Below are 24,951 nucleotides of genomic sequence, written 5' to 3' on the forward strand. Positions count from 1 at the left end.
GTGGGCTACCGCTGCCGGGGGTTTACGTTATTGGAGCTGATGATCGTGATTGTCGTGGTTGGCGTCTTGCTGGGCATGGTGAGCCTTGCCGGTGGGGGTAGCCTCGCGCGTCAGGTCAAGCAGGACGCCGAGGCGATGGTGCAGGTGATTCATCAATTGCGTGAGCGTGCGGTGTTCGAAGGCCAGGAATATGGCCTGCGGCTGAGTGCCGATGGCTACCGGGTGATGCATCTGGGTGTTCGCGGGTGGGCGCCGGTGAAGGAACTGACTGACTGGCCCCTGAACGTGCGAGTACGTTTGCAGCAGGACGGCTATGCGGCAGGGCTGGGCGCTGACGAAGGACCGCCGCAGTTGCTGTTGCTCAGCAACGATGAAACCAGTGCCTTCACGCTGACATTCGAGTCCGGCAACAGGGCCTGGCTGAGCCTGTCCGGCGATGGCATCGGCGAGGTGGCAATCGATGACTAGCCGGCCATCCTTGTCGTCCATGAGGGGCTTCACGCTGCTGGAGATCATGGTGGCCCTGGCGGTCTTCGCGACACTGGCGGCAGCCGTACTGTCGGCCAGTCAATACGCGGTGAAGCAGCGCGGCGCTGTTGAGGAGCGACTGTTTGCAGCGTGGCTGGCGGACAACCGCTTGAACGAATTGCGCCTGCAATCCGGCTTGGCGGCCGGTCAGCAACAACAGGTCGTGTCTATGGATCAGCGCGAATGGGTGCTGCAACAGCACATCAGCGCCACCCGCGATCCGCGTTTGCTCCAGGTCGACATTCAGGTCAGCTCGGCGAACAGTGCGCACGCCCTGCATCGTGCCAGCGGCTGGATACTCGCGGTTCATGACTAGGCAGCGCGGGTTCACCTTGCTGGAGCTGGTCATCGCCATGGCCATCTTTGCCGTGCTGGGGCTGGCCAGTTGGGGCTTGTTCGATAGCGTGCTGCGAGTGCAACAGGGCACGGCGGTCCACGAGCGAGAGCTGAGGAGCCTGCAACGAGCGATGGCGGTGATCGAGCGGGATCTGCTGCATGCCACCGCACAGCCGGTGGTGCTCGCAGCGCCGTTTTTGCAGTTCCAGCGCAGTCACTGGCGCAATCCTCTGGACCAGCCGCGCAGTGAGCGCCAGATGCTGACCTATCGACTCGACGGCGGCGTGCTGTGGCGCGAAAACCAGGGCGAAGGTACGGAGTTGGTGCAGCGGCAAAAACTGCTCGAAGGCGTTCGTGAGTTGCGCTGGCGTCTGTTCGACAGCCAGTCCGGCTGGATCGCTCATCAGGCGGCCGGGCAGGACGCGAAGGCGCCCATGGCGCTGGAAGTGCAAGTCTCTGTCGGGCGCTTCGAATCGATTCGTCGGGTGTTGCCGATGCCGGGTGCATTGCCGTGAGCGGGCGCCAACGCGGCATTGCGTTGATCAGCGTATTGCTGGTCATGAGCCTGGCGCTGCTGATCACCGGCGGCTTGTTGCGCAGCCATCACCTTTCGCTGCAAAGCAGTGGGCAACAGTTGCAGCAGATACAGCTGCGGCAACTCGCATCGGGCGGGGAAACATGGGCGTTGTTGCTGTTGCGCGACGCGTTACAGGACGGGGAAAACCCCGTCGAGCGGATTCATGGCTGGACGGCCATGGCGCCGAGTTTCGACGTTGAAGAGGCGCAGATTCGAGTCGATATCGATGACCTCGCCGGGCGCTTCAATCTCAATGCGTTGTTACGCCAGGGGCAGGTGGATCAGGTCACCCTCAACCGTTGGGCGCGCCTGCTCGAGCTGCTCGAACTGCCTCCTCTGCAACTGAGCCAGGTCGGGCCGCTGGGGGAACTGAGCCAACTGCGCTTGCTGCCTGGCATTGACGCTCGCCTGCTGCAGCGGCTGGAGCCCTGGGTGACGCTGCTGCCCACCGATACCGCCTTGAACATCAACACCGCACCGGCGCTGCTGTTGAGAACGCTCGGCGAGGTGGACGCCGCGACCGCCGATGCGCTGGCGCGCCAGGCGGCAACAACGCCCTGGGCAAGCGTCCAGGCGTTTACCCAGGACCCGCTGCTCTCCGGGCAGGGCCTGAGCAGCCACGGACTTGGCACCCAAAGCCGCTGGTATCGGATAAGGGTGCAGGTGATCCGGGACGGGCGCGAACTGCACCTGGCCACGGATGTCGGGCACGACCTCAAGACTCGACAGCTGACGGTGCTGCAACGACGTTTTCTTCCCACGAATAGCCACGAGAGGCCGCGATGAACACTTGGCTTTACCTGACCGCCGAGGGGCAGGACGCGCCATCGGGCCTCTGGCCCTGCGTCCTGTGGTCGCCAACCCGTCAACGTCAGCCGATGCCGCTGAATCAGGCGGCCTCGGCATTGCAGGGGCAGGCGGTCGATGTGCTGCTGCCCATGGAAATGTGCAGTTGGGTTCGCAGCGAGCCATGGCCGTCGCAGCGCAGGCCCGAAGCCCAGGCCATGGCCTACGCCGTGGAAGATCAACTGAGTGAAGCGCTGGAAGTTGTGCATCTGAGCGTTGGCGCTCGTGATCGTGACGGTTGCTACCCGGTCATGGTCATTGGCCGCGAACGGTTGGCCGCTGTGCTCGACTTGCTGCGCGAGGCGGGTATTGAGGTGCGCGGGGTGTTCGTCGATGCCGATCTGTTGTCCGGCGATCAGCCGTGCGGCGCCTGGTGGTTCGGTCGCTGGTTGTTGGGTGCAGGCCTGTCGGCGCGCCTGGCGTTGTCCCAAGACGACCTGGCGCTGCTCACTCCGTTATTGCCCAAGGACATGCAATGGTTGGACACGCGCGAGGACCCCGCCGTCATCGACCAATGCCTGACCCGCCGCCCGACCCGGGCCATCAACCTGCTGCAAGGCGCATTCGCCCCACGGGGCAAGCGTCTGCCCTGGCGTGCCGGCGGGTGGGCGCTGTTGATGCTGGCGCTGTTGACCTGGGGTGCCAGCGAGACGCGCATCCGCTTCCTCGACAGCGAAGCCCGCCGCCTCGCCACCCAGAATGAACAGCGATTCAAGGCGCTTTACCCGGAGCAAAGCCGAATCGTCGATATGGCCGCGCAACTCAAGGCCATGCAAAGCCAGCCTGTGGAGTCGCAAAACACCCGCATTGCCGGGCTGGTCCGGTTGATCGAGCAGGTGATTGGCGCCAGCCCGGTCGAGGTCCAGCGCATCGAGTTTCGAGCAGGCGAAGGCTGGAAAATCCAGCTGACCGCCAGCGGCTTTACCGAGCTGGAGCAGTTGCGGGAACGCGGGCGACAACAAGGCATGCCCGTGCGGCTCGATAGCGCGAACAAAGCCGCCGGCCGGGTGCATGCCACCCTCACCGTGGAGGACGAGGCATGAAGCAGGCATGGCGGCGCATTTCCGTGCGCGAACAACGGCTGTTGCAGGTGTCGGGGGCTTTTTTGTTGGCGGTTGTGGCGTTCAGCCTGATCTGGCAACCGACCCGGCAGCGGCTGGAAACAGTCGAGCGACAATACCAACAGCAGGCGGTGCTGGCCGCGCAACTGCAACGAGCGTTACCGCGCAGCCATGTCCCCGTCGACAGCGAAAAGCCGCTATCGCTGCGCATCAGCGAAAGCGCTGCTGCGGCGGGGCTGGAAATCCGTCAGATGGAGAGCGACAGCGATCTGCTGCGCCTGACACTCAATGGCAATGCGCAGCCCTTGATGCAGTGGCTCGATGGGATCGAGCGCGATGGAGTCGCGCTGCAAACCCTGACGCTGGAGAAGCGTGACGATGCCCTGGAGGCGCGGGTGGTGCTCAAGTAGCCGAGGTGTTTTGCGGCAACAATGGCAACTTCGCCAGCTTCAACGCGACCAGCAGCGCAATCACCAGCAGCGTGCCGATGAACAACCCGATGCCGTTCCAGCCGCCCAGGTGCCAGAACACGCCACCCGCCGTACCGGCGATGCTTCCCCCGGCGTAGTAGCTGAACAGGTACAAGGACGATGCTTGCCCCTTGGCCTTGGTGGCGCGGCGGCCGATCCAGCTGCTGGCCACCGAGTGGGCGCCAAAGAAGCCGAAGGTAAAGATCAGCATGCCGATGATCACCAGCGGCAATGGCGTGAACATCGTCAGGGCGAGACCACCGATCATCAGCGCGATGGTGCTCCAGAGCACTTTGCGGCGACCGAGTCTGTCGGCCAGCGAGCCGATTTTCGCTGAGCTGTAGATGCCCGACAGGTACACCACCGACAGCAACCCGACGAAGGCCTGTTCCATGTGGTACGGCGCGGCCAGCAGGCGATAGCCGATGTAGTTGAACAGCGTGACGAACGCGCCCATCAACACAAAGGCTTCCAGAAACAGCAGCGGCAGGCCGGCGTCGCGAAAGTGCATGGTGAAACCGTCGAGCAGGCTGCGCGGGTGCAGCGAGCGGGCGCGGAAGTTGCGCGATTCCGGGAGGATTTTCCAGAACACTGCCGCGGCAATCAGCGCCAGGCCACCGATCACCAGCATCGCCGTGTGCCAGCTGACGAAGTCGATCAATACCCCGGTGATCAAGCGTCCGCTCATCCCGCCAATCGCGTTGCCACCGATGTACAAACCCATGGCGAGGCCGATGTGCTGTGGGTGGATCTCTTCGCTCAGGTAAGTCATCGCAACCGCAGCCAGACCGCTCAACGACAATCCAATCAGCGCACGCATCAGCAGCACACCGTGCCAGCTCGGCATCATCGCACTGGCCATGGTGCACAACGCTGCGGCGAACAGTGCTGCCACCATCACCGGTTTGCGCCCGACCCGATCGGAAATCGGGCCGGTGATCAGCAGGCCGATGGCAAGCATGCCGGTGGCGATAGACAGGATCAGGCTGCTCTGTGCCGCGTTGATGGAATACTCGTGGGACAGCAGCGGCATCATCGGCTGCACGCAGTAGAGCAGGGCGAAAGTCGCGAAGCCGCCACAGAACAACGCCAGCACCGTGCGCAAGAACGCCGGGGTGCCTTTTTCGATGTAGATCTCCGCCAGCTCAGCGGCGATAGCGTCCGGCGCTGAAGGTGAAACTTCATGGGCGAGTGGGGCGACAGCAGTTTTCACGTGGGACCTCGGAGGGCGCAGCCGGTCAGGCAATGAAAAAAGCATATAGCTGGCTAATGATTCAATCCAATATATTGTTCGACCTGTTTGATAGCTTTAACGACCTAATGGGGTTTCCATGGAATTGCGTCATCTGCGCTACTTCATCGCCGTCGCCGAAGAACTGCACTTCGGCCGCGCCGCACAGGTGCTGGGCATCTCCCAGCCGCCGCTGAGCCAGCAAATTCAGGCGCTGGAACAGGAAGTCGGCGCACGGCTGTTCGAACGTACCAATCGTCGGGTCGAGCTGAGCGAGGCCGGTCGGCTGTTTCTGCAAGAGGCACGGCTGGTGCTGGCGCAGGTCGACAAGGCAGCGGATGTCGCGCGACGGGCGCAGCTGGGCGAGTTGGGCGAGCTGAAGATCGGCTTCACTTCGTCGGCGCCTTTCAACTCGACCATTCCCCAGGCGATTTTCTCTTTCCGCCAGCGCTTTCCGGCGGTGCACCTGAACCTGCGGGAAATGAGCAGCACCCAGGTGGCCGATGCGCTGGTGGACGAGTCGATTGAGGTCGGGATCATGCGCCCGCTCGGGCTGCCGGACTGCCTCAGCGTGGTCGAGTTGATGCGCGAGCCGCTGGTCGCGGTACTCAGCTCCAAACACCCGTTGGTAGAGGGCAGCGAAGAGGGCTTGTTCCTGTCAGCCCTGGCGCTTGAGCCCTTTGTGTTTTTTCCGCGCAGCTACGGCAGTGGTCTGTATGCGCAGCTGCTCAGCCTGGCCCGGGACTCCGGCTTCAGCCCGCACTTCGCCCAGGAGGCCGGTGAGGCGATGACCATCATCGGGCTGGTGGCGGCGGGGCTTGGCGTTTCGGTGCTGCCGGCGTCTTATCAGCGGATGCGTATTGACGGCGTGGTCTATCGACCTTTGCTCGATCCGGCGGCGGTGTCGGCGGTGTGGCTGGTGCAGCGCAAGGACCAGAAGTCGGCGATGGCGCGGGCGTTTGTTGAACTGCTCACAAGGAAGGTTGAGTCCAAAGCATAAGGATATCTTGATGATGCTTATTTAGTTTTAAACTAGAAGCGCTTGGTCATCAGAAAGACACCAATTTTTTTGTTAGTTTGTTATTTTATTTATGAGATGAGTTTTTTGTAAAGATTGAATTGGTGAATTAAGTAAGTCGAAAGTGCGATGAAGTAGAGTGCGGAAATGCTTAAGTGATTCGGGGTGAGCCAGTAATAAATGCTTCCAATGAGAAGTGATGAGGATGCCGTTGTGGCAAATAATGCAGAAATAGTCGATGTGATGTTGATCGTCTTTTGGTCGCGTTGCTGTTTGTAGAACGGATTTTGGGCGACGGATAGTGTTAGGAGTATAGTCATTACTCCGGTTATGGAAATCAAAGGAATTGCTATTGTGTCTTGTGTGCTGGGGTAAATCTCGTTTGCATAATTTAAAGAAATTATATAGCAGTTCGTGACTGAAGAGATCAGCAATGTTGTGAGGTACAATGTTCGGAGTTTTTTGTTGGTCATCGTCATAGTGCTCTATTGAAAAGGCAGTCAGGTATGATCTGGCTGCCTTGATAAAAGTTAGAAAAGCTGAGGTTGGTAGCCTTTGCCAATTAAATGTATTTTGTGTTCACCTGAAATGTCTATTTCGTAACGTGTTCCTGGCAGTGCCCTGCCAGCAGTAGTTAACTCTTCTAATGCAAGTGGTCTGTCACTCTTGTCGAAATCGTATATATCATGGTAGGCCTTTATTACGCCAATGAATTGCCAAGATCCATCATGGCTTCGTATAAAATCGCCGGCCATGCTCAAAGTAATTCTGCCAAGATAAGCGCCGGTTGCATTATTGTCGTCATATGTATTATATCCAACACGTGGGTCGGTAAGATTATATACGCCAGGTGATTTCGTATGTTCAATAGCCTGTCTTAATAAGGGTAGTTTGTACTCTAGAATATTAAGCCCTATGGTATTGATATCGACCTCAAGTTTTTGCCCATTACCCCATAGGTAATGCCCAAGTGCCTTGACAGGACTGAACGTGCCTCCAGAGAGTTTCGGGGTTTCCAGCTTGTATGAAGTGCTGTCTGCATGCCCGGAACTGGCGACTGCAATAATAGCTTCTCTTGCACTGAAACCGCTTTTTTGTAGAGCGTCAGCCAAGCTAAAATTCACGATTTTATTTTTGAAAAGGTCATCGTTGATTCTCCAGTGTGGATCTACCCATCCACGATCGCTTTCCACGATATGCCAAATATCTTTTATTGCGCCATATGCATCGTTTTTGTTCAAGGCTTTGTCAAGGAGTTTCAGGTTGAAAGTAAATTCGTCAAGTCCCGTTTGACGCTTTATCATGTCGATGATGTAGAATTTTTTATCTTCCGTAACCACCTCGGGTTGTGGTGGGGGAAGAACGTAAGTGCCATCAATGATGATGCCGTCCGTAGACCAGTATCCACCTGATGATCCTCTCCAAGTTCCAATAATATCTGTGGCGGGCAAGTTGATTCCATTTTGAGCCATTACCTACATCCTTGTTCGGTATTAGTTTATGGGTTTCTGAGTTATTTGTTTGGACTCCTAGGTAATTAAGCATGAGCAAGAAAAGTGTTCAATAGTGTAAATGTACGTTCGGAAGTGTATTACAAAGATTGCGGAATGATCCGATGATTCTGGTTTTCTTGGTTCTGATTAATGCAGCTACGACCACGGTTGAATAATTTGAAAAGTATTCACCCCGCCATAGGTAAAGTTGTTGTTCCTATTTTGCCGATTACTAATCTGCTGGAACTCGTCGCGAAGGTAATCGAACCTGCTCGTAAAGCGTCCGCAAGAACACTAAAAAACCAGCTATCTGGAACGAGGATGTATCATCCCTTTCGGAATGCGTCACCACCTGCTGTAGGACATTTCCGAAATCCCTCGCAACGGCTACAGCGCCTTGCGGCGTTGCCTACAACTACCGCAGAATCCGCCGGCTTGTGCGCTTTGAGGGGCATCGCTAACTTGATTCGTGTCACTGATGGTCAGTGATCGGGTTTAGCAGCCCGTAGTTACATGAAGCGTATTAGCGCTCCTGAAAGGCAGGTATTTCCATACCTGCTCTTGACGGCCGCTGTGCGCAGGGCGCCTTCGGGTGCGCCGGTTCGTGTAACCCGGTCTGCTAACCTGCGTACAGCTGCCACCCTTTTGATTTGTAGCGACTCGGTGTCGGCTCCTCTTTTCTGGGCACTGAATCATGACCAATAAAGCAAAAAAACGGTCGGACACCGATCCGGTTACCTCACGCCAACCCGGCAAAATCTTCCTCGTCGCTCCTGAAGTCGACAACCACACTCTGCTGGAGTACGCATGTGTGTCACTGGCATCAGCCAATGCCATGGCGAGCGACTTCGCGAGGAGTCTGAACGGAGCGCAAAGCAACACCCTGCTGGGCATTCAGCAGTCGATCATGCTGGGGGAAATGGCGGTGAATCGGGTGTTGGATAATCTCGATTCGCCCTGATAGCTACATCGCACATTAAAAAGATCGCAGCCTTCGGTAGCTCCTACGGATGTACACCTTTCCTTGTAGGAGCTGCCGAAGGCTGCGATCTTTTGACGTTGATTACGACCAGCGCTTGAAAATCAGCGAAGTATTCACCCCGCCAAACGCAAAGTTGTTGTTCATCACGTACTGGTTGCTCATCTGCCGAAACTCGCCGCGCAGGTAGTCGAGCTTGCCGCAGTGCGGGTCGACTTCGTCGAGGTTGAAGGTGTGGGCGTACAGGTCGCGATTCATCATTTCAATGCTGAACCAGGACTCCAGCGCACCGCAGGCGCCGAGGGTGTGGCCGAGGAAGCTCTTCTGCGAGCTGATCGGCATGTGTTCGCCGAACAGGCTGCTGGTGGCCAGGGTTTCGGCGATGTCGCCCTGTTCGGTGGCGGTGCCGTGGCCGTTGACGTAGCCGATGTCTGACGGTTTCAGCCCGGCGTCTTCCAGGGCCAGTTCCATGGCCCGGCGCATGGTGACTTGTTCGGGACGGGTGGTGTGCTGGCCGTCGGCGTTGCTGCCGAATCCGACGATCTCGGCATGGATGTGGGCGCCGCGGGCCAGGGCGTGTTCCAGTTCTTCGAGCACCAGCATGCCGCCGCCCTCACCGATCACCAGGCCGTCGCGTGCGGTGTCGTAAGGGCGCGGGCTGCGTTGTGGGGTGTCGTTTTTCAGGCTGGTGGCGTAGAGCGCGTCGAAGACCATGGCTTCGGTCGGGCACAGTTCCTCGGCACCGCCAGCGAGCATCAGCGGCAGGCGCCCGAACTTGATCGCTTCGTAGGCATAGCCGATGCCCTGGCTGCCGCTGGTGCAGGCGCTGGAGGTGGGGATCAGGCGACCGGTGAGGCCGAAGAAGATGCTGATATTGGCTGCCGTGGTGTGCGGCATCATGCGCACGTAGGAGTTGGCGTTCAGGCCTTCGGCCACCGAGTTGAGCAGCATGTTGCCGAACGCCTTGATCTCGTCGGTGCTGCCGGTGGAGGAGCCGCAGGCAACGCCCATGCGCCCGTCCTTGATCGACTCGTCGCCCAACAGGCCGGCGTCGGCCAACGCTTGCTCGGCAGCGCCCACAGCCAGCCGTGAAACCCGGCCCATGCTGCGCAGTTGCTTGCGGGTCCAGTGGCTCGGCACCTTGAAGTCATCGATGGGGCCGGCCAGGCGCGTGTTGAGTTCGGTAAAACGATCCCACTCGTCCATCCGGCGGATCCCGCTGCGGTTGGCCGCGAAGTTGCCGGCGATGGTCTCCCAGTCGCTGCCCAGTGAGGTGATGCCGGCCATGCCGGTGACGACGACGCGCTTCATCAGCACAGGCCTCCGTTGACGGCCAGAACCTGCCGGGTGATGTACGAGGCTTCCGCCGACATCAGGAAATTCACCGCGCCGGCCACCTCTTCAGGGGTGCCCATGCGTTGTGCGGGGATCATTTTCATCAGTTCTTCCACCGGCACGTTTTCGTCGAGCATGGCTGTGTCGATCAGGCCGGGTGCGACACAGTTAACGGTGATTTTGCGCTTCCCCAGTTCGATCGCCAATGCCTTGGCCGCGCCGATCAGCCCGGCCTTTGAGGCACTGTAGTTGACCTGGCCACGGTTGCCGATCAGCCCCGACACCGAGGTGATGCAGACAATCCGCCCGGCGGCGCGGCGACGGATCATTGGCATCATCACCGGGTGCAGCACGTTGTAGAAACCGTCGAGGTTGGTGCGCATCACCACATCCCAATCCTCCTCGCTCAGAGCCGGAAAGGCACCGTCGCGGGTCAGGCCGGCATTGAGCACCACGCCGTAATAGGCGCCGTGGGTTTCCACGTCGGCTTCGAGAATTTCCTTGCAGCGGGCGCGGTCGGACACGTCGAACTGCAGGATGCGCGCACGACGGCCCAAGGCCTCGATTTCGGCCCTGACAGCTTCGGCGTCGGCCAGGCCGCTGCGGCAATGCAACACGATGTCGTGCCCGGCCTGGGCCAGACGCAAGGCGATGGCGCGGCCGATGCCACGGCTGGAACCGGTGACCAGTACGGATTCAGTCATCACTGGACTCCTTCGGGTTCATGGAGATATTGAGCGGCCTGGGGTGGGCGGAACACGTTCAGACGGGCGGTAACGTGGATCCCGGGGGCGTTGATGTGGCACTCGAACACGCCCATGCCGTTATCGTCTTCCAGGGAGCGAATCCCGTGGATGGTCAACTCGGTGCCGGCCGGAAAACTTTCGACGTTGCATTCGAACTTGCGGCTGCCGAGCAGGAAGCCCAATTCCACCGCATCACCGCGCTGGCGCGCATGGCAACCGGCGAAGGCGGCCACGCTCTGGGCCATCAGCTCGATGCCGACCCAGGCCGGCAGGCTGCCGTCGGGGAGATTGAACAGGCCATCGGGCTTGACGGTCAGGCGCGTGTGGATCTGCTCTTCATCGAACGCCAGGATCTGATCGATAAGGATCATGTCGCCAGCGTGGGGCAGCAATTCGGCGAGCGGCCAGTCAATCATGGGGCGTCTCCGATAATCAGGCTGACGTTGTTACCACCGAAGGCAAAGGAATTGCTCATCAGGTAGCGGGGTGCAATGGACGTCAGGCGCGTGGCCGGGGTCACCCATTGCAGCGGTGGCAGTTCGGGGTCGGGCTGTCCGTCCCAGACGTGCGGCGGCAGGGCATGTTCGCGATTGTCCGGGCTCAGGCTCAACCAGCAGAACGCCGCTTCCAGCGCCCCTGCGGCACCGAGGGTGTGGCCGGTCATGGGTTTGCTCGACGAACTGGGCACGCCGGCCGGGAACAGCGTCGCCACGGCCTGGCTTTCCATGGCGTCGTTGTGCTGGGTGGCAGTGCCGTGCAGGTTCAGATAAGCGATCTGCTCCGGTTGCAGGTTGGCGCGGCCCAAGGCTTTGCGCATCGCTTGCAGGGCGCCACGTCCGCTCGGCTCCGGGGCGGATATGTGATGCGCATCGGAACTGGCACCGCTGCCGAGCAAGGCAATCGCTTGGCTGTCGCCTGCACGCTTGGTCATCAGGAACAGCACCGCCGCTTCGCCAATGTTGATGCCATTGCGGTTCACCGAAAACGGATTGCAGCGTTGTTCCGAGACCGCTTCCAGCGCCGAGAAACCGTTGAGGGTCAGCTTGCACAAGGTGTCGACACCGCCACACAGCACCGCGTCGCAAATGCCCAGGTCCAACAGGCGCTGGGCGCTCATCAAGGCTCGGGCGCTGGAGGTGCAGGCCGTGGAAATGACATAGGCCGGCCCGCTCAATTGCAGCCACTCGGCGAGGAAGTTCGCCGGTGCCCCGAGTTCCTGTTGCTGATAGTCGTACTCGGCAGGGAACTGCTTTTCGCGCAGGTAATGCGCCAGGCCCTGGCTGGCCTCGTCGATGCCCGAGGTGCTGGTGCCCAGCACGACACCGATGCGGTCGCGGCCGTAGGTCTGGATCGCGCGGTCGATGTCCGGGCGGATTTGCAGCGTGGCCTCTAGCAACAGCTGATTGTTGCGACTGTGATGGCGCGGCAGGTCGGCTGGAATACTTGCCAGTTTGCCCTGGACCGCACCGACCGGCAGCGTGCGTTGCGGCACCCATCCGGTTTGTTCGCGCATGCCGCCGCAGTCGCCGGCAAACAGGTTGCGGGCAACTTCCTGCTTGTCGCGGCCCAGCGCGCAGACCAATCCGAGGGCATTGAGGTAAGCCGTCATGGCGTTTCACCGCTCAGGGGGGTGACTTGATAGGCCGGACCACTTGGAAGCTTCAATTCAAAATTCTGCGGTTGTGCGTAGCGGATGTCCCAGCGCTCGGGCAGGTACCGTTGTCTGCCGTGCTGCCAGGCGCCGGGATAGTTGGCCGCCAGTTCATCTTGCGGCGTCAGCGCAAACAGCAGCGCCGCGAACAGCTCCCGGGCTTGCGGATTGGGCGGCAGGAAACCATCGGACTCCCAGGTTTTATCGATCAATTTCTGGCGGGCCTGGGGAATGCCCAACAGGTCCATCATCGACCAGCGAATACCCGTCTCTTCACGCTGGATCACCAGCACCCAGTCCTGGCGGTCGTCGGGTTGTAAGAGCTGGATGTGCAGTTGCAGCGGCAACGGCAGATCCGGATTTTGCTCGGGCAGCGGCGCCCGGTCGGCGCAGGCGCTCAGTAGCAGGGCCACAGTAAGCAGCAGGATGCCTGTGATCCATGTGGGAGCGAGCCTGCTCGCGATGGCGGCAGTATATCCGGCATATCCGCTGGCTGACCCACCGCTTTCGCGAGCAGGCTCGCTCCCACAGGTTGGGTATTTCAAGCGGCTGGCAATGAACATCACACAGTTCCTTCAAAAGGTTTGCGCGCCACCACATTGACCAGGGTTTCTTCCCGTTGGCCAAAGGGTTTTGGCTTGCACACACCCAAGTGTTCGAGCAGGCCGAAATCCTTGGCGCGACTCCACCACAGGTACGGATAAGACACGTTTTGCGCGGTAAATTCGAAGCCCTGCTGGTGAATCATTTGCAGGTACTGCGCAGCGCTTTTCTGCACGTGCATCGGGTGGCGGAACAACCAGCGGATCACCCAGGTATCAATGTAAGCCTCGGTGGATTCGGCGAACAGCAGATAACCACCGGGTTTGAGCACGCGATAGAACTCGGCCAGTGCCTGTTCCTGCTCCACCAGATGATGGAAGGTCTGGTGACAGAACAACAGGTCGATACTGGCGTCCGGCAGGTTCAGGCTGGCACAGTCGCAGCCGATCAACTCCACTTCCATGCCCTGGTGGGCCGCCTCTGCGCGGCTCTGGTCCAGGCTCTGGGGATCAGCATCGATGCCAATCAGACGACCGGGCGCAAAGGCCTGGCGCAGCAGCGGGAATGACTTGCCCTGGCCACAACCGGCATCCAGCAGCACCGGGCTAACCGGTAGCGCTTCGCTGAACAGGTTGCGCAAATCGTCGATCGCCAACCGCAGCACATAGTGTTGCCAGATCTGGCTGCGCAGGAACCACAAACCGAAACGGGTTTCTTCGACGTAGTTATCGCTCAAGTAGTTCATGACGCATCCCTTGCACAGAACTCCGATATCACCTTCAACCGACGCCTGGCTTCGCTGACGAACGGGTTGCTTGGGTCCCAGGCATATCCGGCAAGAATGGAGCTGATCATCCCGCGGATTTCCGGCGAACTGTCCTCATGGAAAATCACGTCCTGGAAGGTCCCGGCGTACCAGCCTTCGACATAGCAACGGAACGTGTCGACGCCGCGCTTGAGCGGTTCGGCGAACTCGGTTTGCCAGTCAACGGCTTCGCCTTGCAACTGACGGTGCAAGACCCCGGCGGCCATGCTCGCCGAACGCATGGCGATGGTCACGCCGGAGGAGAATACCGGGTCGAGGAATTCCGCGGCATTGCCCAGCAGCGCGAAGCCCGGACCGTGCAGGGTTTTGACGTTGGCCGAGTAACCGCCAATGGTTCGGGCCTCGGTGTCCCACTGCGCATTTTGCAACACGCTGGCCAGGCTTGGCGTCTCGGTGATAAAGCTGAGCAGGCACTCATCCAGATTGTCGCTGCGGCCGGCGAAACGCTCCTCTGCGGCGACTACGCCGACCGAGCAGCGCCCGTTGCTGAACGGGATGGTCCAGAACCATACGTCGCGCAGGGTCGGATGAGTGGTCACCAGGATCTTGCTGCGGTCGAAGGTCGGGAGGTCGATACGGTCTTCGACGTGAGTGAACACGGCCTGACGCACCGGGAAGTTCGATGGCGCCTCGAGGTCGAGCAAGCGCGGCAGTACGCGGCCGTAACCACTGGCATCGAGCAGGAAATCGGCTTCGACGCGATACTCGCTACCGTCTTCGCGGCGCACGCCGAGCTGCGGTTTTCCGGGGGCGATGTCGACGCTGACGATGGTTTCGCCATAGCGGATCTCCACGCCTTGCAGCGTGGCCTGATCGGCCAGCAGCTTATCGAAATCGGCGCGCTGGACCTGATACGTCGTCGATTTGCCGTCACTGAACGTCTCGCCGAAGTCGAACGCGCTGTAGCGCTCGCCCCAGGCAAACGCGGCACCGGTTTTCAGCTGGAAACCGGCGGCGTTGACGGCGTCGAGCATGCCCGCTTCTTCGACGAAATCCAGGCAATGGGCCAACAGGCTTTCGCCGATGGAAAACCGTGGAAAATGCTGACGCTCGATCACCAGCACATCGTGTCCCTTGCGCTTGAGCAACGCGGCGGCGATGGCACCGGATGGACCGGCACCGATGACCACGACCTGGCGACATTCCATTTCAACGGTTGGCATGGGGGCTCCTTGCGGGGACAGCGGCTTTCAGGGGAATTCGGTGCATGCCGGTCAGGGCTGGCAGCAGTGTAGCGATCAGGCCCATCAGCATCAGGGCAAAGTACAGCGGCGGGCTGATGAGTTGCTGTTGCAGCAGCAGGTTGAGAAAAACGATCTCGCTCAAGCCACGGATGTTCAGCAGCACACTTTCCCGCCAGCGGCTGGCGCCCTGGAACGAGGCCCCGGCCCAGCCGAGGCCGAGCCAGTTACCCAGCAGTTTGCTCAGCATCGGCAACAGCAGCAGGGCGAGCAGTTGCCCCCAGCCGAGGCTGTCCATCGCGCTATGCACATTGATCTGCACGATGCCGAACGTGAGGATCAGCGGGATGGCAATGTACGTCTGCAATCGGCCCATCCACACGGCCGGCAGCGGCAGGACCAGTGGGGCTTTCAGTGCGGCCATGATCAACACATAGCCGATGCCGAAAATCAGCGCATTGAGTTTGAAGTGTTCAGCGACGACCAGCAGGGCGAAAAAGCTCAGGCTGTAAAGCCATGTCTGGCGCAAACCGAGCAACCGCAGCAGCACCGGCAGGCACGCGCCGGCCAGGGGCAGCAACAGGCTGCTCAGGTGCAGGCTGCCCTGGGCGATGCCGAACAGCGTCCAGCAGGCGAGGTCGATGAGGATCGCAGTCTGCACCAGTCGCCGGGTGGCGGCGGGTGGGTAATCGATGTGCCGCAGGTACAGGTACAACACCGGAATCGCGGTGATGGCGAACAACAGGCCGACGGCCAGCGAGCTGATCCACGGTTGTGCCGGCAACAACCAGTCCGCCGTGGCCAGGCCGCAGGCAAACGGAATGCAAAAGCTGGGCAGGGCGATTTTCAGGCTTTGGCGATCCAGTTGCAGGTCGATCACATCGCTGAGGATGTAGCCCAGCAACAGGGCAAAGCTCAGGCTGTAGAGGTTCTTCAGCCAGCCCGGCGACACCAGCAGCGCACCGCTCAATTGCCATTGGGGCTCGATCCAGAAATACATCAACAGCGGCAAGCCGAGGGTCGCCAGCAACAGCTGGCTGACGATGGGAATCAGGCCGAAATGCCGGCCGACACGGGTCGCTACGGCGAACAACACCAGCGCCATCGCCCAGAACAGAACGACCATCATGTTGCCCGCTCCACGGCCGTGGGCGCATGCACCTGGCGACCGGCCCACGGCGCGAGCAGGAAGCTGAAGATCAGGCCCAGGCTCACCGACAGTCCGAAGTTGCTCACTGCCGGGGTGCTCGACACCGCCAGCAGGCCGAACGACAGCCAGGTGGTCAACGCCGCCAGCAGGGTGCCCAGCAGGCTCACGGCCGCGCCGCCGACCTGTTCGCGCATCAGGATCGCGTAATCGACGCTGATCGCCGTCACCAGCAGCAGGCCGAACAGGCTGAACAGGGTCAACGGCTGCCCCAGCCAGCCGAGGCTGGCCAGGCTGCACAACGCCGCCAGCAGGGGCAGGGACACGATACGCAATGCGCCGCCGAGGCCGAATGGCAGGATCAGCACCAATACGATCAGCACGCAGGAGGCGAGTTTCAGTTCAGCGGCACTGATTTGGGTGGCCGCGAAGACATTGTTCAATTCACCCAGTCGATCCACCAGTGTCACGCCGGGTAAATCCTCACCCTGGAGCCGCAGCAGGGCCGGGTTGTTGATGCCTTGCAGGCTGACCATCGCCGCCACGCCGTCATCGGTCGGCCCCAGCCACAGGGGCCGGTAGGGTTCTGCCAACGGGCCGCTGAGCGCCGCGTCGATGTCCACGGTCGGCAGTGCCTGTAGCTTCGTCAGCTCGGCTTGCAGCGCCTCGGCCGGTACGCCGATGTCGAGCAACGGCTGCCAGAACGAAGGCAGTTTGTTCAACGCCTCGCGCACCTGTTGCTGCTCGTTCGGCGGGCTGACCAGTTGATTGAGCGACAGATAACCCTGGAGCTTTTCCAGGCCAATCAATTGATCCAGCCGCTCTCTCAGGGCGGTCTGGCGTTCGAGCAGTTGCTGCTGATTGGCGGCGCGTATCAGGAAGAACTGGCTGGTGGGTTGATAGCCGGTGATCCGCGCAATGGCCTGTGCTTCGTCGGTCAATTGTTGCGGTGCGCTGATCCACTGACGGATGTCGTTTTTGCTGCCCAGTTGTAACAGGCCGGCCACGCAAAAGGCGATCAGCAGCGCCAGCAAGACAGGCGTTTTCAGCTGTTTGAGCAGCGCTTCACGACAGCCCAGCAAAATCTCGCAAACGCGCAACGGCCATTGCGCCGGGCGCAGCTCTACGCCCTTGAGCAATGCCGGCAGCAGGCACACGGCGGACAAATAGGCGCCGAGCAAACCGGCGGCAGAGAACGCGGCAATCTGGGTCAGCGCCGGGAAGGGTGTCCAGGCCAGGGCCAGGTAACCGATGCCGCTGGTGATCAGGCTCAGGGTCAAGCCGGGCAGGGTCAGGCGCAGGGCAGGCCAGCTGTGCCAGGGTTTCAGGCTCCAGCTTTTTGACAGGTAGTGCAGCGGGTAATCGACGGCAACACCGATCAGGCTCGAACCCAGCACCAGGGTCATCACGTGCATATGGCCGAACAACGCCACGCAGGCCACCGCGCCGAAGAGCATGCCCACCAGCACCGGCACGAACGCCAGCAAGACGCGCCAGCGCCGGAAGGCCAACAGCAGCAGCAACAAAATCCCGACGGTGGCACCGCCACCGACCCAGGTCATCTCCCGGGCGGCCTGCCGTTGCCCGCTGGCCGCGTACAACAGGCCGCTGGCGGCGAGCAGTTGCACATCGTGCCGGGCGGCTTCTTCGCGGCTGTGCTCGAGCAGGTCGGCCACTTGCAGCGGCAGGTTCATGTCGAAGGCGTTGCCGGTGGTGCGCGCGCGCAGCAGCACCCAGCTCTTGCCATCGGCATCGGCGACCAGGGCGCCGCTGCCGATGTCCAGTTGCACCGAGCCGCGTTGTGGCTGGCTGTTCTGGATGCGCCCGGTCAGGCCCAGCCAGTCGTCCTGGCTCGGCACCAGGCTGTAGCCGTTGAACGGGTCGAACAACGCCTGCACCCGTTGCTGAATAAAGGTGTCGGGGTGCTCGATCAGCAGTTGTCGGTCCGCCGCCGAGAGCATCGCCAGGCGACCTTGCAGCAACTGCGTGCGCAACGCTGGCAAGTCGGCTTGCAGGGTCCACTGGACCTTTTCGAACAAGCCGCTGGCCTGCCATTGCTCGCCGAGTGTCTGCGCCATGGCGACGGCCTGCTGGCGATCGCTGTGGCCGACCAGCACCAGCATTTCGCGGTTCAGCGGCTCTTGCATGCGTTGTTCGGCGCGCAGTTCCAGGGCATCGGGCGCCGTGCCGGGCACCAGATCCATCAGGTTGGCCGACAGCGGCGCGGCGTCACGCCATTGCCAACCGGCGAGCGCCAGTACTGCCAGCAGCAGCATCAGGAACAGCCGTGGCAACCACCGTTCACTCGGCAAAGTCATGTTGCTCCGCGTCGCTCAATGGTTGCGTGCTGGTGCTGTCCTGCATGCGCAACAACGTACTGTCGCCCTGGGTTTCCAGCAGTTCGATGCTGTGCACCAGTTCTGCGCCGGTAATGTTGATCTGGTTGAACACCTGCTTGAGCAGCATCGAACGCGGCAGCAGCGTGAGCTTCCAGTTCTGCGCGTCGCCGCTCAGGGACAGCTCGAAATCCCGTTGCAGGCCGCTGCTGTCGCCTTGCAGCACGGCGAGGAACAAACGGTTCTGCTCGGCACCGGCGCTTTTGCCCGGCAGCATTTGCCAGACACTGCCGTCACGCCGGGCAATGCCTTTGGTGGTGATGCGGTAGTCCTGTTGCAATGGCGTTTTCAGCAGCCATAACAGGCCGTGGTTTTTTGCCAGCACGAACGTGCCCTTGCTGGTCAGCGGCTGGGGCAGGGCGCGCAGGTGTTTTTCCTGGATGAAACTGCCGTGGATCACCTCGGGCCTGGCCAGTTGATCGCTGAGTTGTTGCAGGTCGAAGGCGCTGGCCATTGAAGATAGCCCGAGCAGTGCCAGAGCAGCGAGGCATCTGAAGATCGACGTCATGCCAGCACCCTCGTCACGGCGTCGGTGAACACTGTCGGCGAGACCAGTTGCATCTCGCGGCTGGCGATGTCGACGGCCACCTGTACCGACATGCCCCGGGTCAAACGTTCGCCGGTTTGCAGGTCGCTGATCAGGTAGTTGATCTTCAAGCGGTTCTCCCACTCCACCAGGTTGGCGCGCACGTTGAGTGTCTGGCCGAACACCGCACCGCGCACGTAGCGCAATTGCAGGTCGATCACCGGCCACGCATAGCCGGATTCGTTCATCGCCGTGTAGTTGTGGCCGATTTTGTCCAGCAGCGCACAGCGGGCGACTTCCAGGTATTTGACGTAATGGCCGTGCCAGACCACGTGCATGCTGTCGACGTCAAAGAACGGTACGACGATTTCCGTGTCGGTGTAGAGAAATCCCTTGCTACGCATGCAGCCTCCAGTGTTGTTCGGCGATGCGTTGCAGGCACAGGCGCAATTCGCCTTCCAGCGCGCGGTCTTCGATGACCGGTGGGAAGTCCTTGGCCAAGGCTTCGTGCATGGCGGCCAAAGCGGGTGGCAGGGGGCGTGCATCTTCGGCCTGGCCGCGCAGCCAGACGCCCTGATTGGCCGCCAGCAGCGTGGCGGCTGCCACCTGTTCGGTGAGTTCCAGCACGCGGATCGCATCCCGGGCGGCAATGGTGCCCATGCTGACTTTGTCCTGGTTGTGGCATTCGGTGGAGCGCGAGAAGACGCTGGCCGGCATGGTGTTCTTCAGTGCTTCGGCAGTCCAGGCGCTGGTACCGATCTGCACCGCCTTGAAACCGTGGTTGAGCATGGCGCGGTCGGCCGTGGCGCCGGACAGGTTGCTCGGCAAGCCATGGTTGTAGCGTTCGTCCACCAGCAGCGCGAGTTGCCGATCCAGCAGGTCGGCAACGTTGGCCACGAGGTTTTTCAGGCTGTCCATGGCGAAGGCGATATGGCCGCCGTAGAAGTGCCCACCGTGCAGCACACGCTCAGCCTCGGCGTCGATGATCGGGTTGTCGTTGGCGCTGTTGAGCTCGATTTCGATGAACGAGCGCAGCCAGTTCAGGCTGTCGGCCAGCACGCCCAGCACATGGGGCGCGCAACGCAGGGAATAGCGGTCCTGCAGGCGATGCAGCGGTGCGGTCGGCGCGTCGATGGCCAGATCCTGGCGCAACCACGCGGCGACCTGCATCTGCCCCGGGTGTGGCTTGGTGGCGAACAGGCGCTCGTCGAAGTGCTCCGGGTTGCCTTGCAGCGCGACTACGTTCAGCGCGGTGATACGGGTGGCCAGATGCAGCAGGTAATCGGCGCGGGCGTAGGCCAGGCAGGCCAGACCGGTCATCACGGCGGTGCCGTTCATCAATGCCAGGGCTTCTTTCGGACGCAACACCAGCGGCTGCCAGCCGAGTTCGCGGTGCACATCGGCAGCCTGCCGGCGCTCGCCACGGAACATCACCTCGCGTTCGCCGGACAGCGTGGCGGCCACGTACGAAAGCGGCGTCAGGTCACCACTGGCGCCCACCGAGCCTTCTTCCGGAATCAGCGGCAGGATGTCGTGTTCAAGAAACGCCTGCAGGCGCTCCAGCAACTCCACGCGCACCCCGGACACACCGTGGCACAACGACTGCAAACGCGCCGCCAGTACCGCGCGGGTGGCTTGGGCGTCGAGCAGTTTGCCCAGGCCACAGCCGTGGAAGGTGTACAGGTGACGGGGCAGCGCCTCGACGTGATGCAGCGGCACCGCGACTACGCAGGAATCGCCGTAACCGGTGGTCACGCCGTAGATCACGCCTTCCTTGTCCAGCAGAGAGTCGAGAAAACGCGCGCCCTTGGCGATGCGCTCGCGGTAGGCGGGATCGCTTTGCAACTGCGTCGGCATCTTGCGGTTGGCCAGTGCCAGCACGTCTTCAATGCGCAAAGGGCGTTCGCCGAAGGTTACCGGCTCAAGCGTTGGCGTCGTCATCGGTCTTCCAGAAAGGGTAAAAGTTGAACCATTGTTGGGGCGCTTCGAGGCAATAGTGACCCAAGCGTTCGGCGTAGCGGGAGGCCCACTGATGAATGACCTGTTCGCGGTCGCTGCGCTTCCAGGTGATTGCGTCAGCGAAGGGTTCAATGGTCAGTCGATAGTCGCCGTCGGGCTTTTTCAGGCACAGCAGCAGGTTGACCGGGCATTTCAGCAGGCCGGCCAGCAGCCACGGGCCCTGGGGGAACCTGGCCGGATGGCCGAGGAAGTCCACGGTCGCGCAGCGTCCGCCATGCAACGGCACGCGGTCGCCGGCAATCGCCAGCCACTCGCCACGCTCCAGGCGCTCGCTCAGTTGCAGCATGATCCCGGGGTCGAGTTCGCTGACCTGGATCAGGCGCAAATTGGTCGCCCCGGCTTCGCCCAGCAAACGGTTGAACTGTTCGGCGTGCTTGGTGTGCACCAGCACGTTCATCGTGACCTTTTCGCCGATCTCCGCCAGTGCGCGGCAGACTTCCAGGTTGCCCAGGTGTGCGCCCACCAGCATCTGCCCGCGGGCACCGCGCAACTGGTCGCGCAGCAGCGCCGGGTCGATGATCTCGATTTGTTCGATGCTCAGCTTGCCGTTCCATACGTCGAGTTTGTCGAGCATGGAATCGGCGAAGGCCATGAACTGGCTGAACACCCGCCAATGGCTCGGGCGCAGTTCGCTGCGGCCGCTCCAGTCGGTCAGGCGTTGCTGGTATTGCCAGGCACTGTGTCGGGCGCTGCGGCCGAACAGGAAAAAGTACAGGACGATGCCGTACAACACTGGGCTCAGCACTCGACGGCCCAGCACTTTGGCGCCGAACGCGGTGAGCTTCATCAGCCAGAAACTGCCCCGTTCTTCGCGGTCGGCCCAATGCTGCTTGTCTGTGCTCATGCCCGCCACCGTCGCCAGAGGATCACTGGCGCACGCAGCAACATGCCAAAGAACAGCCGCGTGTGCATGCTGGAAATCAGCACGTTGTCGTGGAACATCCGAAAATGCGAAACGCCGTCCAATGGATAGTGGACTTTGGTTTGCAGCCATTGCATCGGCTGATTGCGCCAGGCCAGGCGCACCAGGATGTCCGAGTCGAAGTCCATGCGCTTGCCGATTTTCGCTGACTCGATCAACGCCAGGACCGGTGGCAATGGGTAGACCCGGAACCCGCACATGGAGTCGCGAATCTGCAGCGACAGGGTGTTGATCCAGACCATGACGTGAGTCAGGTAGCGCGCATACAAACGGCCTTTCGGCACGCTGGCGTCATATTGCGGATAACCGCAAATCACCGCCCGTGGGTAGCGGCGTGATTGTTCGATGAAGCGTTGGACGTCCTGCAAGTCGTGCTGGCCATCGGCATCCACCTGCAAGGCATGGCTGAAACCCAGGCGCGAAGCTTCGCGCAAGCCGGTCATGACCGCGCCACCCTTGCCCTGGTTTTCGGCCAGGCGGATCAGGTAAACCATTTCACGCTGGGCCAGGCGATCCAGCACCCGGGCGCAGCGCGGGCTGCTGGCATCGTCCACCAGGATGCATGGCAGATGGCTGGCGATCAGCGCATCGACCACCGTGGTGATGGCTGTTTCGTGGTTGTACACCGGGACGATGGCGCAGGGGCTATGCATGCGCCGCCTCCAGCAAGATCCGCCCGCTGGAACAGGTGGCGGTTTCGTTGCGATAGGCGAAATACAATTTGCCGCGCGCCGGGTCGAAGCGCAGGTGCAGTTGGATTTCGTCTCCCGGGCGCACCAGTTGCTGGAACTTCAAGACTTCCATGCCGGCGAATTTTTTCGGCAGGTTCATCAGTTGCTGGCCCAGGCTCAGCGCCCATTCCACCTGCACTACGCCAGGCAACACCGGCACCTTGGGGAAATGCCCGCTGAAATAGGCCAGGTCCGGTGGCACGGCCAGTTGCAGGCTCCACTCGCCATTGCTTGCGACTTGCTCCAGCACCTCGGGCGCTTTGGGGCGCGGCGCCAACAGCAGGGCGTCGACGTCGGCCTGGGGCAGTTTGCCCTGAGCGTTCAGCGGCAGTTGTCGCAGCAGGCGCCAGCGCCTTGGCAGGGCCAGGGCTTCGCAGTGTTGGCTCAGGTGTTGGCGCAGTTGTTCGGTGAGGCCGCGTCGACCCTGATTGCGCAGCACATGCAAACCGGCCTCGCTCAGCACCAGCAACGCCCCCAGGGAGGCGCGGTTTTCCTGAACGACACCGAGCCGCGCTTCGATGACCCATTCATGGGCTGTCAGCGCCTGCTCCAGCATCGGCAGCGAGATGCGTTTTTCTTCCAGCTTGACGATCCGGTCCAGTCGCCCAAGCAACTCGAAGCGGCCATCGGCGACGATGCGCGCGGCATCAGCAGTGTGTTCGACATGGCCACTTGGTAAATACGGCGAAACGATCAGCAGCGCACCCTCACTGTCCTGGGTCAGCGTGACATCGGCAAAGGGCTGCCAGAGATCCGCGCCCTGACGCCAGGCGATGCCGCCGGTTTCCGAACTGCCGAAGATTTCCGTTGGCCATTGCCCCAGACGCTCGTGCAGGCTCTGTGCGGCCTCCACCGGCAATGCGCCGCCGGAGGAAAACACCCGGCGTACGGAGCTCAAGGCCGGCCAGTCGAGGTTGTCGCTCATGCGCTTGAGCAGCGCCGGGCTGGCCACCCAGGCGAAGGCTGGGTGCTCGCGGCTGGCGCGTTGCAGGTCTTCCGGAAAGGCCAGTTGCCGACGTACGAACGGGCGCCCGGCGCACAGCGGCCACAACACTCGGAACAGCAGGCCGTAGATGTGCTGGGTGGCGACGCTGCCAATGATGCACGCCGGGCCCAGGTCGGCGCCCCACAGTTGTTCCAGGGCTTCGACTTCATTGGCCAGTTGGCGCAGGTTTTTTTCGATGCGCTTGGGTTCGCCACTGGAGCCGGATGTGCACAGGCTGAGTCGGCAGTTATCCAGGTCCAGCACGGCGGCACTGAGCGGCGGCTGTTGGAGGTCGCCAAGGTGCGCATCGTCGGGCTGATCGCTCAGCCACAGATCGACTTCACCTGACCAGCGTTGGCGGGTCTGGGGTTGCAGGTCGGACGGCAGCAGCACGCTGACCCCGGCACGCCAGGCGCCGAACAGGGCAATCGTCAGGTCGGCGGCATCCTCAAGGTGCACGGCCATCTGCCGCACACCCCGGGCTTGCAGGCCAGCGGCCAGGCGCAGCGCCTGTTCGCAAAGTCGGGCGTGATCCAGTGCCGGAGCGGTCGTTACGGCGCGCTCCGGCTGAGCCTTGAGCAGCAGGTGCTCAAGTTTTATCCAATTCATGGGCGGCCTCTTACCCTTTGGCGTATGAGCCATTCAATGGCAAACATCAGGCCTATCAATCCGTAGGAAATCAGGCCGGTGTACAGCGTCCACCAGCTCAGCGGCGCCCAGAGGGTCAGGGCGGCGGCACACAAACCGTTGCAAAGAAAAAAAACGCTCCAGGCGATGGTTACCTGACGGGTATAGCGAATGCCCTCGGCCGGCAATTGCGGCTCGCGTACCCGGGCCAGGCGTTCAACGATCGGTGGGCCGAATGTCAGGCTCGATCCGAACAGCACCAGCATGAAGCTGCTGATCAACACCGGATACCAGCGCAACAGCGCCGGGCTGTCGAACAGTGCCAGCAACAGACAGAACGCAATGGCCACCGTGGCCATCCACAGGCTGCCAGGCCGTCGTTTGCCGGTCAGCGCCCGGGCCAGCCACAAGCCACCCAGCAGCAGCCCGAACTGCCACGGGGCGAAGTGTTCCATGCCGAAATACACCGCAAAAGGATACAAAAGGCCCGCCAGCAGCAGGCCGAGGCCAATCAGTCGATTCATGCGGCCGGTTGAACCAGACGGTAGACCGCCTCGACCACGTCACTGACGGTACGCACCGATTTGAATTCTTCGGCGGCGATTTTCTTGCCGGTCTGGCGTTTGATGTGATCAATCAGGTCGACGGCGTCGATGCTGTCGATTTCCAGGTCCTGATACAGGTTGGATTCCAGGCTCACACGCTCAGGGTCCAGCTCGAAAAGCTCGACCAAGGCATCGCGCAGGGTGTTGAAAATGTCGTCACGAGTTTGCATGG

27 protein-coding genes are annotated in these 24,951 nt (G+C 61.4%); 8 read left to right on the forward strand and 19 right to left on the reverse strand.

What is annotated here, in order from left to right; all coding sequences use genetic code 11:
• From gspH to AC3IP0_RS01935, 6 genes are read left to right on the forward strand one after another with little or no spacing between them, the layout of a single operon-like run.
• On the forward strand, positions 1 to 468 hold the full coding sequence (gene gspH / locus AC3IP0_RS01910) for a type II secretion system minor pseudopilin GspH (protein ID WP_489318037.1): 468 nt from the start codon (positions 1 to 3) through the stop codon (positions 466 to 468).
• Positions 461 to 844 (forward strand): type II secretion system minor pseudopilin GspI, encoded by a 384-nt coding sequence (gene gspI / locus AC3IP0_RS01915; protein ID WP_489318038.1) that lies wholly within the window; start codon positions 461 to 463, stop codon positions 842 to 844. Before gspH ends, gspI begins: the two co-directional genes overlap by 8 nt.
• Positions 837 to 1,379 carry a type II secretion system protein GspJ gene (locus tag AC3IP0_RS01920; RefSeq protein ID WP_489318039.1) on the forward strand — a complete coding sequence of 181 codons (543 nt, stop codon included), beginning with the start codon at positions 837 to 839 and terminating at the stop codon, positions 1,377 to 1,379. Before gspI ends, AC3IP0_RS01920 begins: the two co-directional genes overlap by 8 nt.
• A complete protein-coding gene (locus tag AC3IP0_RS01925) occupies positions 1,376 to 2,227 on the forward strand; it encodes a type II secretion system minor pseudopilin (RefSeq protein ID WP_489318040.1) in 852 nt (283 codons plus the stop codon). Before AC3IP0_RS01920 ends, AC3IP0_RS01925 begins: the two co-directional genes overlap by 4 nt.
• Entirely contained in the window at positions 2,224 to 3,330 is a 1,107-nt protein-coding gene (gene gspL, locus AC3IP0_RS01930) for a type II secretion system protein GspL (RefSeq protein WP_489318041.1), read from the forward strand. The genes AC3IP0_RS01925 and gspL overlap by 4 nt, the downstream gene beginning before the upstream one ends.
• Complete coding sequence (locus AC3IP0_RS01935; RefSeq protein ID WP_489318042.1) at positions 3,327 to 3,758, forward strand: type II secretion system protein M; 432 nt, start codon at positions 3,327 to 3,329, stop codon at positions 3,756 to 3,758. Before gspL ends, AC3IP0_RS01935 begins: the two co-directional genes overlap by 4 nt.
• On the opposite strand, the gene AC3IP0_RS01940 is transcribed toward AC3IP0_RS01935, so the two are convergent.
• A complete protein-coding gene (locus AC3IP0_RS01940; RefSeq protein WP_489318043.1) occupies positions 3,751 to 5,031 on the reverse strand; it encodes an MFS transporter in 1,281 nt (426 codons plus the stop codon). The two genes, AC3IP0_RS01935 and AC3IP0_RS01940, sit on opposite strands and share 8 nt — an antisense overlap.
• Positions 5,032 to 5,149: 118 nt before the next feature.
• Between AC3IP0_RS01940 and AC3IP0_RS01945 the strand changes: the two genes are divergently transcribed.
• Positions 5,150 to 6,049: a LysR family transcriptional regulator gene (locus AC3IP0_RS01945; protein ID WP_489326541.1), complete on the forward strand. Its 900-nt coding sequence runs from the start codon at positions 5,150 to 5,152 to the stop codon at positions 6,047 to 6,049.
• Positions 6,050 to 6,597: 548 nt separating this feature from the next.
• On the opposite strand, the gene AC3IP0_RS01950 is transcribed toward AC3IP0_RS01945, so the two are convergent.
• On the reverse strand, positions 6,598 to 7,539 hold the full coding sequence (locus tag AC3IP0_RS01950; RefSeq protein WP_489326543.1) for a lipid II-degrading bacteriocin: 942 nt from the start codon (positions 7,537 to 7,539) through the stop codon (positions 6,598 to 6,600).
• Between the two features lie 715 nt (positions 7,540 to 8,254).
• Here AC3IP0_RS01950 and AC3IP0_RS01955 point away from each other — a divergent pair.
• On the forward strand, positions 8,255 to 8,521 hold the full coding sequence (locus AC3IP0_RS01955) for a DUF6124 family protein (protein WP_489318044.1): 267 nt from the start codon (positions 8,255 to 8,257) through the stop codon (positions 8,519 to 8,521).
• Between the two features lie 102 nt (positions 8,522 to 8,623).
• Here the strand turns inward: AC3IP0_RS01955 and AC3IP0_RS01960 are convergent, their stop codons facing one another.
• Genes AC3IP0_RS01960 through AC3IP0_RS02040 form a run of 17 tightly spaced genes read right to left on the reverse strand, consistent with a single transcriptional unit; the run spans position 8,624 to position 24,949 of the window.
• Entirely contained in the window at positions 8,624 to 9,850 is a 1,227-nt protein-coding gene (locus AC3IP0_RS01960) for a beta-ketoacyl-ACP synthase (RefSeq protein ID WP_489318045.1), read from the reverse strand.
• Positions 9,850 to 10,578, reverse strand: a complete 729-nt coding sequence (fabG, locus tag AC3IP0_RS01965) for a 3-oxoacyl-ACP reductase FabG (protein WP_489318046.1) — start codon at positions 10,576 to 10,578, stop codon at positions 9,850 to 9,852. The genes AC3IP0_RS01960 and fabG overlap by 1 nt, the downstream gene beginning before the upstream one ends.
• On the reverse strand, positions 10,578 to 11,036 hold the full coding sequence (locus AC3IP0_RS01970; protein ID WP_150726604.1) for a hotdog family protein: 459 nt from the start codon (positions 11,034 to 11,036) through the stop codon (positions 10,578 to 10,580). The genes fabG and AC3IP0_RS01970 overlap by 1 nt, the downstream gene beginning before the upstream one ends.
• Positions 11,033 to 12,229 carry a beta-ketoacyl-[acyl-carrier-protein] synthase family protein gene (locus AC3IP0_RS01975; RefSeq protein ID WP_489326545.1) on the reverse strand — a complete coding sequence of 399 codons (1,197 nt, stop codon included), beginning with the start codon at positions 12,227 to 12,229 and terminating at the stop codon, positions 11,033 to 11,035. Before AC3IP0_RS01975 ends, AC3IP0_RS01970 begins: the two co-directional genes overlap by 4 nt.
• Positions 12,226 to 12,834 (reverse strand): hypothetical protein, encoded by a 609-nt coding sequence (locus AC3IP0_RS01980; protein ID WP_489326547.1) that lies wholly within the window; start codon positions 12,832 to 12,834, stop codon positions 12,226 to 12,228. Before AC3IP0_RS01980 ends, AC3IP0_RS01975 begins: the two co-directional genes overlap by 4 nt.
• Positions 12,834 to 13,559, reverse strand: a complete 726-nt coding sequence (locus AC3IP0_RS01985) for a class I SAM-dependent methyltransferase (protein WP_489326549.1) — start codon at positions 13,557 to 13,559, stop codon at positions 12,834 to 12,836. The genes AC3IP0_RS01980 and AC3IP0_RS01985 overlap by 1 nt, the downstream gene beginning before the upstream one ends.
• Positions 13,556 to 14,803 (reverse strand): NAD(P)/FAD-dependent oxidoreductase, encoded by a 1,248-nt coding sequence (locus AC3IP0_RS01990; protein ID WP_489326551.1) that lies wholly within the window; start codon positions 14,801 to 14,803, stop codon positions 13,556 to 13,558. The genes AC3IP0_RS01985 and AC3IP0_RS01990 overlap by 4 nt, the downstream gene beginning before the upstream one ends.
• On the reverse strand, positions 14,790 to 15,950 hold the full coding sequence (locus AC3IP0_RS01995; RefSeq protein WP_489326553.1) for a sodium:proton antiporter: 1,161 nt from the start codon (positions 15,948 to 15,950) through the stop codon (positions 14,790 to 14,792). The genes AC3IP0_RS01990 and AC3IP0_RS01995 overlap by 14 nt, the downstream gene beginning before the upstream one ends.
• Positions 15,947 to 18,286 (reverse strand): MMPL family transporter, encoded by a 2,340-nt coding sequence (locus tag AC3IP0_RS02000; RefSeq protein WP_489326555.1) that lies wholly within the window; start codon positions 18,284 to 18,286, stop codon positions 15,947 to 15,949. Before AC3IP0_RS02000 ends, AC3IP0_RS01995 begins: the two co-directional genes overlap by 4 nt.
• The gene (locus AC3IP0_RS02005) at positions 18,270 to 18,872 is read right to left on the reverse strand and encodes an outer membrane lipoprotein carrier protein LolA (protein WP_489318053.1); all 603 of its coding nucleotides are present in this window, start codon (positions 18,870 to 18,872) and stop codon (positions 18,270 to 18,272) included. The genes AC3IP0_RS02000 and AC3IP0_RS02005 overlap by 17 nt, the downstream gene beginning before the upstream one ends.
• The gene (locus AC3IP0_RS02010; RefSeq protein ID WP_489318054.1) at positions 18,869 to 19,294 is read right to left on the reverse strand and encodes an acyl-CoA thioesterase; all 426 of its coding nucleotides are present in this window, start codon (positions 19,292 to 19,294) and stop codon (positions 18,869 to 18,871) included. Before AC3IP0_RS02010 ends, AC3IP0_RS02005 begins: the two co-directional genes overlap by 4 nt.
• On the reverse strand, positions 19,287 to 20,831 hold the full coding sequence (locus AC3IP0_RS02015) for an HAL/PAL/TAL family ammonia-lyase (RefSeq protein ID WP_489318055.1): 1,545 nt from the start codon (positions 20,829 to 20,831) through the stop codon (positions 19,287 to 19,289). The genes AC3IP0_RS02010 and AC3IP0_RS02015 overlap by 8 nt, the downstream gene beginning before the upstream one ends.
• Positions 20,812 to 21,753, reverse strand: coding sequence for a lysophospholipid acyltransferase family protein (locus AC3IP0_RS02020; RefSeq protein WP_489318056.1), 942 nt, complete (start codon positions 21,751 to 21,753; stop codon positions 20,812 to 20,814). Before AC3IP0_RS02020 ends, AC3IP0_RS02015 begins: the two co-directional genes overlap by 20 nt.
• A complete protein-coding gene (locus AC3IP0_RS02025; RefSeq protein ID WP_489318057.1) occupies positions 21,750 to 22,484 on the reverse strand; it encodes a glycosyltransferase family 2 protein in 735 nt (244 codons plus the stop codon). Before AC3IP0_RS02025 ends, AC3IP0_RS02020 begins: the two co-directional genes overlap by 4 nt.
• The gene (locus AC3IP0_RS02030) at positions 22,477 to 24,156 is read right to left on the reverse strand and encodes an ApeI family dehydratase (RefSeq protein ID WP_489318058.1); all 1,680 of its coding nucleotides are present in this window, start codon (positions 24,154 to 24,156) and stop codon (positions 22,477 to 22,479) included. The genes AC3IP0_RS02025 and AC3IP0_RS02030 overlap by 8 nt, the downstream gene beginning before the upstream one ends.
• A complete protein-coding gene (locus tag AC3IP0_RS02035) occupies positions 24,153 to 24,698 on the reverse strand; it encodes a COG4648 family protein (protein WP_489318059.1) in 546 nt (181 codons plus the stop codon). Before AC3IP0_RS02035 ends, AC3IP0_RS02030 begins: the two co-directional genes overlap by 4 nt.
• Positions 24,695 to 24,949, reverse strand: coding sequence for an acyl carrier protein (locus tag AC3IP0_RS02040; RefSeq protein WP_007992314.1), 255 nt, complete (start codon positions 24,947 to 24,949; stop codon positions 24,695 to 24,697). Before AC3IP0_RS02040 ends, AC3IP0_RS02035 begins: the two co-directional genes overlap by 4 nt.
• Positions 24,950 to 24,951: the final 2 nt, after the last annotated feature.

It is taken from the genome of Pseudomonas sp. GL_103 (genome assembly GCF_057835175.1).